Here is a 14,459-nt window from a genome sequence, read left to right on the forward strand (position 1 = left end):
CGGCACGGCCGTCGTCAGACATTCGTCAGTTCAGCGCCTCGTCGAGCAGCGCCTTGAGCTGGGCGAGATGCTTGGACATCAGACCGGTGGCGGTCGCCGCCGAGGCGGCACGGCCCGCATAACGCGGACGCCGGCTGGCGGCGCCAATCTGGTTGAGCACCCACTCGAGATACGGCTCGATGAAGTGCCAGCTGCCCATGTTGCGCGGCTCTTCCTGGCACCACACCATCTCCGCCGTCTTGAAGCGGCCGAGCTCGTGGACCAGGGTCTTCATCGGCACCGGATAGAGCTGCTCGAGGCGCAGCAGATAGACGTCGTTGACGCCGCGCTTCTCGCGCTCCTCGAGCAGGTCGTAGTAGACCTTGCCCGAGCACAGCACGACACGACGGATCTTGTCGTCGGCGACCAGCTTGATCTCGCCGCCCTTCTCCGCATCGTCATGCAGCACGCGATGGAACGAGGTGCCGAGCGAGAGTTCGTCGAGGGTCGACACCGCGCGCTTGTGGCGCAGCAGCGACTTCGGCGTCATCAGGATCAGCGGCTTGCGGATCTCGCGCTTGAGCTGCCGGCGCAGGATGTGGAAGTAGTTCGCCGGCGTGGTGCAGTTGGCGACCTGCATGTTGTCTTCGGCGCAGAGCTGCAGAAAGCGCTCCAGGCGCGCCGACGAATGCTCCGGCCCCTGACCCTCGTAGCCGTGGGGCAGCAGGCAGACGAGGCCGGACATGCGCAGCCACTTGCGTTCGCCCGAGGAGATGAACTGGTCGAACACCACCTGGGCGCCGTTGGCGAAGTCGCCGAACTGGGCTTCCCAGACCGTCAACGCGTTCGGCTCGGCGAGCGAATAGCCGTATTCGTAGCCGAGCACCGCCTCTTCCGACAGCAGCGAGTTGATGACCTCGTAGCGGCCCTGCTTCTCGGAGAGATGGTTGAACGGCGTGTAGCGGCTCTCGTCTTCCTGGTCGTAGAGCACCGAATGGCGCTGCGAGAAGGTGCCGCGCTCGCAGTCCTGGCCGGACAGGCGAACGCGGAAGCCGTCTTCCATCAGCGAGCAGAACGACAGCGCCTCGGCGGTCGCCCAGTCGATCCCCTGGCCGGTCTCGATGGCCCTGGCGCGGTTGTCGAGAAAGCGCTGCGCGGTGCGGTGGACGCGGAAGCCCTCGGGCACCTTGGTGATCTTGCGGCCGATCTCCTTGAGCAGCGGCGCATCGACCCCGGTGACCCCGCGGCGCGGATCCTCGTCGACGTCGGCGATCTTGAAGCCGGCCCACTTGCCGTCGAGCCAGTCCGCCTTGTTCGGCTTGTAGCCGGCGCCGGCCTCGAACTCGGCGTCGAGGCGCGCCCGCCAGTCGGCCTTGGCCTTATCGACCTCGCCTTCGGTGACGACGCCGTCGGCGACGAGGCGCTTGGTGTAGATCTCCAGCGTCGACGGGTGCGAGGCGATCTTCTTGTACATCACCGGCTGGGTGAACGAGGGCTCGTCGCCTTCGTTGTGGCCGTGCCGGCGATAGCAGAACATGTCGATGACCACCGGCTTGTGGAACTTCTGCCGGTACTCGATCGCGACCTTGGCGGCGAACACCACCGCCTCGGGATCGTCGCCGTTGACGTGGAAGATCGGCGCATCGATCATCTTCGCCACGTCGGACGGATAGGGCGAAGAGCGCGAATAGCGCGGATAGGTGGTGAAGCCGATCTGGTTGTTGACGATGAAGTGCAGCGAACCGCCGGTGCGGTAGCCCTTCAGATCCGACAGGCCGAAACATTCGGCGACCACGCCCTGGCCGGCGAAGGCGGCATCGCCGTGCATCAGCAGCGGCAGCACCGAGGTGCGCTGATCCGGCGGATCGCCGTGCTGGTCCTGCTTGGCGCGGACCTTGCCCAGCACCACCGGATCGACGATCTCGAGATGCGACGGGTTCGCGGTCAGCGACAGGTGGACCTTGTTGTTGTCGAACTCGCGGTCGGACGAAGCGCCGAGGTGGTACTTCACGTCGCCGGAGCCCTCGACCTCGTCGGGATTGGCCGAGCCGCCCTTGAACTCGTGGAACAGCGCCCGGTGCGGCTTGGCCATCACCTGGGTCAGCACGTTGAGGCGACCGCGGTGCGGCATGCCGACCACGATCTCCTTCACGCCGAGATTGCCGCCGCGCTTGATGATCTGCTCGAGCGCCGGAATCAGCGATTCGCCGCCGTCGAGGCCGAAGCGCTTGGTGCCGGTGAATTTGAGGTCGCAGAACTTCTCGAAGCCCTCGGTCTCGATCAGCTTCATCAGGATGGCGCGCCGGCCCTCGCGGGTGAAGCTGATTTCCTTGTCCGGCCCCTCGATGCGCTCCTGGATCCAGGCCTTCTGCGCCGGATTGGAGATGTGCATGAACTCGACGCCGAGCGTCTGGCAGTAGGTGCGCTGGCAGATCGCGACGATCTCGCGCAGGGTGCCGAATTCAAGGCCGAGCACGTGGTCGAGGAAGATCTTGCGGTCCCAGTCGGCGTCGGTGAAGCCGTAGGACCGCGCGTCGAGTTCCTCATGGTCCTTCTGGCCCTCGATGCCCAGCGGGTCGAGATTGGCATGGAAGTGGCCGCGCATGCGGTAGGCGCGGATCAGCATCAGGGCGCGAATCGAATCGCGCGTCGCCTGCTGCACGGCTGATGCCGTCAGTTCGCCGCCGCTGGCCTGGGCCTTGGCCTGCAACTTGGCGCCGAGCACCTTCTCGGCCTGGGGCCAGTTGCCGTCGAGGGCGGAGGTCAATTCGTCGCTGGGCGCGACCGGCCAGTTCGCCTTCTCCCACGACGGGCCCTGGGCATTACGGGCGACGTCCGCCGGCTGGTCTTTCAGGCTCTTGAAAAATTCCCGCCACTCGGCATCGACCGATGCCGGATCCTTCTCGTAGCGGCCATAGATCTCGTCGATATAGGCGGCGTTGCCACCGTAGAGAAACGAAGTGAGGGCGAAAGCGGCGTTCGCGTCCTGGCGAGACATAATCGCGTCCTGGGTTCTTTTGTTGTCGCGCGGGAGTACTGGCGGCAAATACCCGGCCGACGAAACCGGCCGAGTCCGTGGCGCCTCCTTTAACCCATTTAGGTCAAACTTACGCGTCGAAAAGCACCTAGAGTTGAATCCAAATTCACGGCAATGTGGATCGGGATTCCAGTGCCAACATCTTGATCGGCAAAGCTTTCCTAAATCGTCCGACAAAAAAATGAGCCCCGGACGAGATCCGGGGCTCTGCTTGAATTTCAGACTTGTGACAGGGCCTCACCAGCCCGGTCCTGGCATGCCAACCGGCCGTTCAGCGGCGCAGCAGTTCCGCCAGCGTCTTGCCAAGGCGCGCCGGCGACGGCGAGACCTTGACGCCCGCCTCTTCCATCGCCGCGATCTTGGAACCGGCATCGCCCTTGCCGCCGGCGATGATGGCGCCGGCATGGCCCATGCGGCGCCCCGGAGGGGCGGTGCGGCCGGCGATGAAACCGACCATCGGTTTCTTGCGGCCGCGCTTGGCCTCGTCCTTGAGGAACTGGGCCGCATCCTCCTCGGCCGAACCGCCGATCTCGCCGATCATGACGATCGATTCGGTCTTGGGATCGGCCAGGAACATCTCGAGCACGTCGATGAACTCGGTGCCCTTGACCGGATCGCCGCCGATACCCACCGCCGAGGTCTGGCCGAGGCCCTCCTGGGAGGTCTGGAACACCGCCTCGTAGGTCAGGGTGCCGGAGCGCGACACAATGCCGACGGTGCCGGGCCGGAAGATATTGGCCGGCATGATGCCGATCTTGCATTCGCCGGCGGTGACGACGCCCGGGCAGTTCGGGCCGATCAGGCGCGACTTCGAACCCGACAGGGCGCGCTTGACCCGCACCATGTCGAGCACCGGGATGCCCTCGGTGATGCAGACGATCAGCGGGATCTCGGCATCGATGGCCTCGCAGATCGCATCCGCAGCGCCCGGCGGCGGCACATAGATCACCGAGGCGTCGGCGCCGGTCCTGGCCCTGGCTTCGGCCACGGTGTCGAACACCGGCAGGCCGAGATGGGTCGAGCCGCCCTTGCCCGGCGAGGTACCGCCGACCAGTTTGGTGCCGTAAGCCAGCGCCGCCTCGGAATGGAAGGTGCCATTCTTGCCGGTGAAGCCCTGGGTAATGACCTTGGTATTCTTGTCGATCAGGACGGACATCGGCTTACTTCCCCTTCACGGCGTTGACGATCTTCTGGGCGGCATCGTCGAGATCGTCGGCCGGCAGCACGTTGAGACCGGATTCGCTGATGATCTTCTTGCCTTCCGCGACATTGGTGCCCTCGAGGCGCACCACCAGCGGCACCTTGAGGCCGACCGCCTTGACCGCGGCGATGACGCCGCGGGCGATCACGTCGCACTTCATGATGCCGCCGAAGATGTTGACCAGGATGCCCTTCACGTTCGGATCGGCGGTGATGATCTTGAACGCCGCAGTCACCTTCTCCTCGGAAGCGCCGCCGCCGACATCGAGGAAGTTAGCCGGGCTCTCGCCGTAGAGCTTGATGATGTCGAGGGTGGCCATGGCGAGGCCGGCGCCGTTGACCATGCAGCCGATGGTGCCCTCAAGCGCGATATAGGCGAGGTCATATTTCGACGCCTCGATCTCCTTGGCGTCCTCCTCGGTGGTGTCGCGCAGCGCGACCACGTCCGCGTGGCGGTAGAGCGAGTTGGAGTCGAACGACACCTTGGCATCGAGGCAGCGCAGCTGGCCCTGCTTGGTGATGATCAGCGGGTTGATTTCCAGCATCGCCATGTCCTTGGCGACGAAGGCGTTATAGAGCTGGGTGATGAGCTGCTCGGCCTGCTTGGCGAGATCGCCCTTGAGCCCCAGCGCCTGGGCCGCGGTGCGGCCGTGATGCGGCATCACGCCGGTGGCCGGGTCGACCGAGAAGGAGACGATCTTCTCGGGCGTCTTGTGCGCCACTTCCTCGATGTCCATGCCGCCTTCGGTCGAGACCACGAAGGCGATCCGCGAAGTCTCGCGGTCGACCAGCGCCGAGAGATAGAGCTCCTTCTCGATGTCGGAGCCCTCTTCGATGTAGAGGCGGTTGACCTGCTTGCCGGCCGGGCCGGTCTGCACCGTGACGAGGGTCGCGCCCAGCATCTGCTTGGCGAAGGTCGTGACCTCGTCGACCGATTTGGCGAGGCGGACGCCGCCCTTGTCGCCGGCACTCGCTTCCTTGAACTTGCCCTTGCCACGGCCACCGGCGTGGATCTGGCTCTTCACCACCCACAGCGGACCGCCGAGTTCCTGCGCCGCGGCCTCGGCCTCCTCGGCCTTGAAGATCGGCACGCCACGTGACACCGGCACACCGAATTCCTTCAGCAGTGCCTTGGCCTGGTATTCGTGAATGTTCATCGTGAACCTCTGGTGGGATCAAACCGTGCGGCGGACCGCGGCGAAGGGCGTTGGAGCATGATCCGGTGCGCGATGGCTGTTCGACTGGAAGCTATCGCGCTCCGGAACGGGACCTCTTACTTCAGGAGATCCGGCGCGATCTTGCGGCAGGCGTCGACCAGGCCCTGAACCGAGGCGACCGACTTGTCGAAGGCCTCGCGATCCTTGCCGCCGAGTTCGATCTCGACGATGCGCTCGACGCCCTTGGCGCCGATCACCACCGGCACGCCGACATACATGTCCTTGACGCCGTATTCGCCGGAAAGATGCGCGGCGCAGGGCAGCACGCGCTTCTTGTCGCGCAGATAGCTCTCGGCCATCGCGATGGCGGAGGCGGCCGGCGCGTAGAAAGCCGAGCCGGTCTTGAGCAGGTTGACGATCTCCGCGCCGCCGTTGCGGGTGCGATCGACGATCTCGTCGATGCGGGCCTGAGAGGTCCAGCCCATCTTGACGAGGTCCGGCAGCGGGATGCCGGCCACGGTGGAATAGCGCACCAGCGGCACCATGGTATCACCGTGACCGCCGAGCACGAAGGCGGTAACGTCCTCGACCGAGACATTGAACTCGTCGGCGAGGAAGTAGCGAAAGCGCGCCGAGTCGAGCACGCCGGCCATGCCGACGACCTTCTTGGCCGGCAGGCCCGAGGCCTTCTGCAGCGCCCAGACCATGGCATCGAGCGGATTGGTGATGCAGATGACGAAGGCGTTCGGAGCGTACTTCTTGATGCCGGCGCCGACCTGCTCCATGACCTTGAGGTTGATGCTGAGGAGGTCGTCGCGGCTCATGCCCGGCTTGCGCGGCACGCCGGCGGTGACGATCACGACGTCAGCGCCGTCGATCGCCTCATAGGCGTTGGCGCCGACCAGGCGGGCGTCGAAGCCATCCACCGGCGACGACTGGGCAATATCGAGCGCCTTGCCCTGGGGCACGCCCTCGGCGATGTCGAACAACACCACGTCGCCCAGTTCCTTGAGCCCGACGAGGTGCGCGAGCGTACCGCCGATCTGACCGGAGCCAATCAAAGCAATCTTGTTGCGTGCCATGGGAAACTGTCCTTTGAGACCAGGATGAGGGGGGACGTCTTGCGGGCGCCCTGGAGGAAATCTGGCAGAGGCTGTTAGCTCTTTCGCCGCACCCGTTCAAGTCGACGCCGCCGCGCCACGCCTCGTCCATTCGGCGATAGCCTCGCGCCCCGCCTGAGACGGGGGCCTGGCCGCGCGGAGATCCGACAAGCCCCGGCGCGTGCCTGAAAACTGGTCAGTTGCGCCTGGATACGCCGGATCAGGTTTCGACCAGACCTGTGCTGGCGCCGCTGGCGGCGGAATCGACGCTGCGGCCGTGAGGCAGTGCCAGATAGGATTCCGAGCCCATTTCGATCAGGCGGGACGAGGTCCGCTTGAATTCATTGGCCTCGACACCTTCGGTGGCGCGATAGAGCGACACCGGATCGGCTGCAGCCGAGGCGAGCAGCTTGACGCCGTTATCGTAAAGCGTGTCGATCAGAGTGATGAAGCGCTTGGCAGCGTTGCGGTCCGCATAATCCATCGCCGGCACATGATCGAGCACGATGGTGTGATACTCGTGGGCGAGGCGCAGATAATCGGACGCCGCGAGCGGCTCTTCGCACAACTGTGCGAAGGAGAACCGCGCCACCCCGTGCGCCGCGCGTGGAACACGCAGCCGCCGGCCCTTGACGAGAAAATCATGCGGCTCGCCGTGGGCGCCGCCGGTCAGCCGCAGGAAGGCCTTGTCCAAGCCGATCTCGGCCTCCGCGTCGTCCGGCACCAGCCAGCATCTGGCGCCGGCGAGTTTCTCCAGGCGGAAATCAGTGCGGGCGTCGAGGCGCAGCACCTCCATATGATTCTTGATCTGCGCAATGAACGGCAAGAACAAAGCGCGGTTGAGACCGCCTTTGTAGAGATCGTCCGGCGCCACGTTCGAGGTCGCGACCACCACGGTGCCGAGCGCGAACAGCCGCTCGAACAGGCGACCGAGGATCATGGCATCGGCGATGTCGGTGACATGGAATTCGTCGAAGCAGAGCAGCCATGCCTCATCGAAAATGGTCTGGGCGGCGAGCCGGACCGGATCGGCCTCTTCGATCTCGCCGGCGACGATCTTCTGGCGAAAACCGTAGATCCGCTCGTGGACGTCGGCCATGAATTCGTGAAAATGGGCGCGGCGCTTGTGACTGACATTGCTGCCCTCGAAGAACAGGTCCATCAGCATGGTCTTGCCGCGGCCGACCTCGCCGTGAATATAAAGCCCGCGCAGCGGTGTCGCGGCTTTCTTGTCGCCGAACAGCCGGCCGAGGAAGCCGTTCCTGGCGCCGGGCCGATAGTCGGAGAGCCGTGCCTCGAGCGCTGTATAGGCTTCGACGATCTGCGCCTGGGCCGGGTCGGCCTCGATCTCACCACTACGGACGAGCGACTGATAACGCGCGCGGAACGAAACGTCGGAGGCAGAGACCATCGCAGCGGCAAGCCCTTCTGGGCAGTGAGGGGGCGGACGGAGCAGAGCGGGCGCCAATTGCCCGACCGACCGGAGGACTGGCCGCTAACGGCCAAAAATTTGTCAAAGATGCAAGGGGAAAAGCCGCAGCCGCGCCATGCGCGGCGACCTTATCGGCCGCGCCGCGGGGCCTGCACGACCGGCCGAATGCGGTTCAGGGGCTCAGGGCGTAGGTATCCTCGATCACATAGGGGCCGCCGCCCACCGACGAGCGCGACGAGAACAGCACGAAGCGCGAGGCGGTGAAGACCCGAGTCGGGAAATAGCCGCGCACCGACAGATAGTCGGCGACGTCCTGGTTCGAGGAGTCGCGCAAGCGCGCGAGCGTCACGTGCGGCGTGAATTTGCGGCCCTCGGGATCGAGCCCGAACCGCTGCATCAGCCGCTCGAGCTCCGCCTGCAATTCCATCAGGGGACGGCTCGGCACCACGGATGCGACCACGGCGCGGGGCTTCTTGCCGCCGAACGACGCCAATCCCTGCAGGGCGACTTCGAACGGCCTGCGGTTGACGCGGAAGAGAGTCGAGGCGATCTCGTTCGCCACCATGCCATCGATGTCGCCGATGAAGCGCAGCGTGACGTGGTAATTTTCCGGATCGATCCAGCGGGCCCCTGGCAGGCCGCCTCGCAAACTCGACAGCGTCTGTCCGATCTCGGCGGGAATTTCCAGTCCGGTAAATAGACGCGGCATCACGAAAACCCTCGATGCAGAGGCTGGTGACGAATCACTCGCACCTCCTTTCTAACGCAGCTCGATGACAGAGCGAAGGGCGGCCACCATCACGTCGCGCGGATCGGGCGAGTCAGTCTTTCGGCGCGGCAGGGCTGCCCATGAAACAGGCTTGGCGCGCCGGATTTGCCGCCAATCCTCGGCACGCAAATCACAGTCATGCGAGTGGTCCGATTCCAACATCGCCATCCCGTCCCGGCCGGCGCCCGTGCGAGTGTCAGAATTAAGGGACCGCTAGTGTCCCGTCTCCGAATTACCGCTTCGTTTGCCTCACCCGCGCACGGTCATTCGGAGACATCGGGACACTAGCAAAATCAAAAAGCTAGTGTGGCTTATGCGGTGGATCTGCCGTTCGTTTCAGCATCGCAGCGAATTCTTCAAACGCGCGTCGGATCCAAAACCGCATTACAATCATAATGATGCGAGTGTCCCTTCGTTTCCAGCGTGCGTGGAAGCGCCTGCTGCAAAGGGATACGAACGTTAGAACCGGGACGCGAGGAGCGCCTCGACGCTGGGCATGATCCGGCCGACGATGACGTCGACGCCGGCGGCGGTTGGATGCAGCCCGTCGGGCTGAGTGAGTTTCGCATCGCCGGCGACACCGTCGAGAAAGAACGGATAGAGCGGCACATCGTGGGCCTTGGCGAGTTCGGGATAAATCGCATCGAATTTGCCGACATAGTCGGGACCGAGATTGCGCGGCGCGTACATCCCGCACAGCATCACCGCGATCCCGCGCTGCTGGAGGCGGGTGATGATCTCGTCGAGGGCGGCGCGCGTCACGCTCGGATCGACGCCGCGCAGGGCATCGTTGGCGCCGAGTTCGACCAGCACGGCGCGCGTGCCGTCGGGGATCGACCAGTCGAGCCGGTCGCGGCCGCCGGAGGCGGTGTCGCCGGACACCCCGGCGTTGATGATGTCAACCGCTATCCCCTTGTCTGCAAGGGATTTTTTCAATCGCTCCGGGAATGCCGCCGCCGCCGGCAGACCGTAGCCTGCGGTCAGGGAATCACCCAGTACCGCCAGCCTGAACGGCGCGCTTGCATCGGCGCGGGCCGCCGTCGCTGCCAACATGGGTCCAAAACCCGCCATCAAGACTCCCGACAACAGGGCCAGCGCCATCACGCTTGCGCGAAGCGCCCGTCGCGGCCACTCGACCCGGCCGGCGAAACTCCCATATGACAGTTCCATGGACAAACTCACCCAAGACAATCTCGCCCAAGACGAACGCAGCCCAGACGTCGACCGCACCACACCTCCAGGCAGCTCCGACCCGATCGTCGTCGCTGGCGTCAATCTTTCCCTCGGCGAGGGCGCCGCGCGGGTCCACATCCTCAAGGATGTGAATCTGCGGATTGGCGCGGGTGAAGCGGTCGGACTGATCGGCGCATCCGGCTCTGGCAAGTCGACGCTGCTCATGGTCATGGCTGGACTGGAGCGACCCGATAGTGGCGAAGTGGTGGTTGGCGGAGTGGCTTTCAATGGTCTCGACGAGGACGGGCTGGCCAGGTTCCGCGGCCGTCATGTCGGTATCGTCTTCCAGGCCTTCCATCTGATCCCGACGATGACGGCGCTGGAAAACGTCGCGGTGCCGCTCGAACTCGCCGGCGCAAGCGACGCCTTCGGCCGCGCCGCAGCCGAGCTTGAGGCGGTCGGGCTCGGCGAACGCCAGCATCACTATCCGGCGCAATTATCCGGCGGCGAACAGCAGCGCGTGGCACTGGCCCGCGCACTCGCCCCCGCCCCGGCGATCCTCGTCGCCGATGAGCCGACCGGCAATCTCGACGAGACCACCGGCAAGCAGATCATGGACCTCTTGTTCGCCAAGCACCGCGAGCGGGGCATGACGCTGGTGCTGGTGACCCATGACGCGGCGCTGGCCCGGCGCTGCAACCGCGTGGTGCGCCTGCGCTCGGGGCGGATCGACAGCACTGCCGCCCATCACCCCACCGAGACGGTGGCTCCATGAGGGTTCCATGAGTATTGCCCTCGATGGCGCAAAGCCGTCGCGCACCGCGCCGGACAAGCGACTGGGCGGCCTTTCGCTACGCTATGCCATGCGTGAATTGCGTGGCGGGCTTTCGGGCTTCTACGTGTTCATCGCCTGCATCGCGCTCGGCGTGATGGCCATTGCCGGCGTCGGCTCGGTGGCGGCGAGCCTGCATGACGGCCTCTCCCGCGAAGGCCGCACGCTGCTCGGCGGCGACATCGCCTTCGCCCTGATCCAGCGTGAGGCAAACGAAGCCGAGCGCGCCTTTCTCGACGCCCACGGCGCGGTATCGGCGGCGGCGACCCTGCGCGCCATGGTGAAGGGGCCGAGCGGCGAATTCGCCCTGGTGGAAGCCAAGGCGGTGGACGACCGCTATCCGCTGCTCGGCAAGGTCGTCCTCGCGCCCGATCAGCCGATTGCCGCCGCGCTCGCAGCCCATGACGGCGCCTTCGGTGCCGTAGCCGACCCGGTTCTGCTCTCACGGCTCGATCTCAAGGTCGGCGACCGCATCAGCATGGGCGCCACATCGCTCGTCATCAAGGCGGCCCTCGAAACCGAGCCCGACCGGCTCGCGGGCGGCGTCGGCTTCGGCCCGCGACTTCTGATCAGCCAGGACGCGCTGCGGGCAACGGGACTGCTTCAGCCCGGCAGCCTGGTGCGCTGGACCTATCGGCTGCGGCTGCCGGACGCGCAGAGCGACGACCGCGCCGAAGCGGCAGTGATCGACGCGGCCCGGGCACAACTGCCCGAAGCCGGCTGGGAGATCCGCAGCCGGAGCAACGCCTCGCCGCAACTGGAGCGCAGCATCACGCGCTTCACCCAATTCCTCACTCTGGTCGGTCTCGCCGCGCTGCTGGTCGGCGGCGTCGGCGTCGCCAATGCGGTGAAGAGCCATATCGACGGCCGGCGCGAGGCCGTGGCGACGCTCAAGAGCCTGGGCGCCACCGGACGCGAGGTCTTCACCATCTACCTTGTCCAGGTGCTGCTGCTCGCCGCCGTCGGCGCGGCCATCGGGCTGCTGCTTGGCGCGGCGCTCCCATTCGTTCTGGTCGCGCTGTTCGGATCGCTTCTGCCGCTGCCCGTCGTGCCGGCGCTGCACCCCACGGCGCTGCTGCTGGCGCTGCTCTACGGCCTGCTGACGGCATTGGCTTTTGGCCTGTGGCCACTCGGACGCGTGCACGACATCCCGGTGGCGAGCCTGTTCCGGGATGCGATCGATGCCGACCGAGCGGGCTACTGGCCGCGGCGCCGTTATCTTGTGCTGACCGCGGCCGTCGTCGCCCTGCTCGTCGCGGTGGTGATCGGGCTCGCTTATGACCGGCTGATCGCGGCGATCTTCGTCGCCGCCGCCGTCGTCGTTTTCGCCCTGCTGCGCATCGTCGCCGCCGCGGTAATGGCGCTGGCGCGCGCCCTGCCGCGACCGCGCGGCACCATGCTGCGGCTCGCCGTCGGCAACATCTACCGTCCCGGGGCGCTGACCCCGACGGTGGTGCTGTCGCTGGGTCTCGGGCTGTCGGTGCTGGTCACCATTACCCAGATCGACGGCAACCTGCGCCGCCAGTTCCTGGCGGCGCTGCCGGACAAGGCGCCATCGTTCTTCTTCCTCGACATCCCGGCAAAGGAGGCCGACCGCTTCGCCGCCTTCGTCCAGGCCGCGGTGCCCGACGGGCACGTGGAGCGGGTGCCGATGCTGCGTGGCCGGATCACGGCGGCGCACGGCGTCCGCGCCGAGGACATCAAGCCGTCGAGCAGCGCCGAATGGGCCCTGCAGGGCGACCGAGGCATTACCTATGCGTATGACGTGCCGAAAGGGTCGACGGTGGTGGAAGGACAATGGTGGAGCCGCGACGATGACGGGCCGCCGCTGGTCTCCATGGAGAAGAAGGTGGCCGACGGCCTCGGGCTGAAGCTCGGCGACACCGTCACGGTCAACGTGCTCGGCCGCGACATCACCGCCACCGTCGCCAACCTGCGCAGCGTCGATTGGCAGAGTCTCGGCATCAACTTCGTGCTGGTCTTCACGCCGAAGACTTTCGCCGGCGCGCCCCACACCCATCTCGCAACGCTGACCGAGGAGCACCCGAACGCCGCAACCGACGCCGCGGTGGTACGCGCCGTCGCCACCCGTTTTCCCATGGTCACCAGCATCCGGGTGCGCGAAGCGCTCAAGACCGTCGGCGCGCTGGTGGAGAACCTCGTGCTGGCAATGCGCGGCGCCAGCGCCATCACTCTGGTCGCGGCCATCCTGGTGCTGGCCGGAGCGCTGGCGGCCGGCCACCGCCACCGGGTCTACGACGCCGTCATCCTCAAGACGCTCGGGGCGACGCGGCTGCGGCTGATCGGCGGCTATGCCCTCGAATACCTGCTGATCGGTCTTGCCACCGCGGCTTTCGGTATCGCCGCAGGCAGCGTCGCGGCCTGGCTGATCGTCACCCGGCTGATGACACTGGGGTTCGTCTGGCAGGGCCCCAGCGCCGCCGCCGTGGCGTTTGCCGCGCTCGTGGTCACCGTCGGCCTCGGACTGGTCGGCACCCTGATTGCCCTGAATCAGAAACCGGCGGCGGTGTTGCGCAACCTGTAAGGGGAACCGAGGCGTAAGCTTGGTGTAAGCTTTGCGATCTTCGCGCGCAGTTAACGAAGGATGTGCGGAAGGCGGTTTTGTCGCAGCTTTAGGCTCGCTGCAAGGGAATGCGAACGTTAGAACCGGGACACTAGCGACATTCGGCCGCGCGTGGACGGTTGCGGCGGATGTGGTAGTTTCCCACATATCAAGTGAGCCAGATGCCATCCTGGCGGCCCGATTTGCACATTGCTTACGCAAATTTAACGCCGCCGACGATGCATAAGGGATAGTTTTCACGCCGGCCTTGCCCAAATCAGGTGCCGGACAACAACGAGGTTTCGACCATGTCGGACTTGGACCGCAATTACTCCTCGCCGTTCGGCCGGGTCGCCGGGCGTGTGGACACCGCGGCTGTAGACGCCGGACTGCGCGCCTACATGCTGAAGATCTACAATTACATGACGATCGGCCTGGCGATCACCGGGTTCGCCGCGCTGGGCGTCTACATGGCCGCCGTCACCACCGACGCCGGCGCCGCCGCCGCACGGATCGGCAACGCCTACCTGACGCCATTCGGCGTGGCGATGTTCGTCAGCCCGCTGAAGTGGCTCTTCATCCTGGCGCCGCTGGTCATGGTGTTCGTGATCTCCTTCGGCGTGCAGCGGCTGCGGCCCGCGACCGCGCAGATGCTGTTCTGGGCCTTCTCGGCGCTGATGGGCATTTCGCTGTCGTCGATCTTCCTGGTGTACACGCACAGCTCGATCGTGCGGGTGTTCTTCATCACCGCAGCCTCCTTCGGCGCGCTGAGCCTGTTCGGCTACACCACCAAGCGTGACATGACCGGCATGGGCTCGTTCCTGCTGATGGGCCTGTTCGGCATCATCATCGCGAGCCTGGTGAATCTGTTCGTTGCCTCGACGGCGCTGCAGTTCGTGGTCTCGGTCGCGGGCGTGCTGGTGTTCGCCGGCCTGACCGCCTGGGACACCCAGCGCCTGAAGAATGAGTACATCTACGGTTATGCCCGCGCCGGCGGCGACGCGGCGGAGCGGGCAGCGATCACCGGAGCGCTGTCGCTCTACCTGAACTTCATCAACCTGTTCACGCTGCTGCTGCAGCTGCTCGGGCAGCGCGACTGAAGCTGACGGCATCGCCGATCGATCAAGCCCCGGCTTTCAGCCGGGGCTTTTTCGTTGAGCGGCCTTGTTCCCCTCGCCCGCTCACGCGGGGCGCCGCGTCCCGCAGTTGACGCCAGT

General features: G+C 65.8%; 10 protein-coding genes. 3 read left to right on the forward strand and 7 right to left on the reverse strand.

Annotation, left to right across the window (positions count from 1 at the left end; genetic code table 11):
- Window positions 1–25 precede the first annotated feature (25 nt).
- The 7 genes from DB459_RS08275 to DB459_RS08305 form a co-directional block, all read right to left on the reverse strand.
- Window positions 26–2,977 (reverse strand): 2-oxoglutarate dehydrogenase E1 component, encoded by a 2,952-nt coding sequence (locus DB459_RS08275; protein ID WP_253712397.1) that lies wholly within the window; start codon window positions 2,975–2,977, stop codon window positions 26–28.
- A gap of 310 nt (window positions 2,978–3,287) precedes the next feature.
- Window positions 3,288–4,172, reverse strand: a complete 885-nt coding sequence (gene sucD, locus DB459_RS08280; RefSeq protein ID WP_253712398.1) for a succinate--CoA ligase subunit alpha — start codon at window positions 4,170–4,172, stop codon at window positions 3,288–3,290.
- Between the two features lie 4 nt (window positions 4,173–4,176).
- Window positions 4,177–5,373, reverse strand: a complete 1,197-nt coding sequence (sucC, locus tag DB459_RS08285) for an ADP-forming succinate--CoA ligase subunit beta (protein ID WP_253712399.1) — start codon at window positions 5,371–5,373, stop codon at window positions 4,177–4,179.
- Between the two features lie 116 nt (window positions 5,374–5,489).
- The gene (gene mdh, locus DB459_RS08290) at window positions 5,490–6,455 is read right to left on the reverse strand and encodes a malate dehydrogenase (RefSeq protein WP_253712400.1); all 966 of its coding nucleotides are present in this window, start codon (window positions 6,453–6,455) and stop codon (window positions 5,490–5,492) included.
- Window positions 6,456–6,693: 238 nt separating this feature from the next.
- A complete protein-coding gene (zapE, locus tag DB459_RS08295; protein WP_253712401.1) occupies window positions 6,694–7,884 on the reverse strand; it encodes a cell division protein ZapE in 1,191 nt (396 codons plus the stop codon).
- Window positions 7,885–8,077: 193 nt separating this feature from the next.
- Entirely contained in the window at window positions 8,078–8,614 is a 537-nt protein-coding gene (gene thpR, locus DB459_RS08300) for an RNA 2',3'-cyclic phosphodiesterase (RefSeq protein WP_253712402.1), read from the reverse strand.
- 519 nt (window positions 8,615–9,133) lie between these two features.
- Entirely contained in the window at window positions 9,134–9,844 is a 711-nt protein-coding gene (locus tag DB459_RS08305; protein WP_253712403.1) for an arylesterase, read from the reverse strand.
- Between DB459_RS08305 and DB459_RS08310 the strand changes: the two genes are divergently transcribed.
- From DB459_RS08310 to DB459_RS08320, 3 genes are all read left to right on the forward strand, one after another.
- Window positions 9,843–10,622: an ABC transporter ATP-binding protein gene (locus DB459_RS08310; protein WP_253712404.1), complete on the forward strand. Its 780-nt coding sequence runs from the start codon at window positions 9,843–9,845 to the stop codon at window positions 10,620–10,622. The genes DB459_RS08305 and DB459_RS08310 overlap by 2 nt on opposite strands.
- Before the next feature lie 7 nt (window positions 10,623–10,629).
- On the forward strand, window positions 10,630–13,224 hold the full coding sequence (locus DB459_RS08315; RefSeq protein WP_253712405.1) for an ABC transporter permease: 2,595 nt from the start codon (window positions 10,630–10,632) through the stop codon (window positions 13,222–13,224).
- 326 nt (window positions 13,225–13,550) lie between these two features.
- The gene (locus DB459_RS08320) at window positions 13,551–14,342 is read left to right on the forward strand and encodes a Bax inhibitor-1/YccA family protein (protein ID WP_253712406.1); all 792 of its coding nucleotides are present in this window, start codon (window positions 13,551–13,553) and stop codon (window positions 14,340–14,342) included.
- The last annotated feature ends 117 nt before the right edge of the window (window positions 14,343–14,459 follow it).

The sequence above is a fragment of the Bradyrhizobium sp. WD16 genome (genome assembly GCF_024181725.1).
In the GTDB taxonomy this organism is placed as follows: Bacteria; Pseudomonadota; Alphaproteobacteria; order Rhizobiales; family Xanthobacteraceae; genus Bradyrhizobium_A.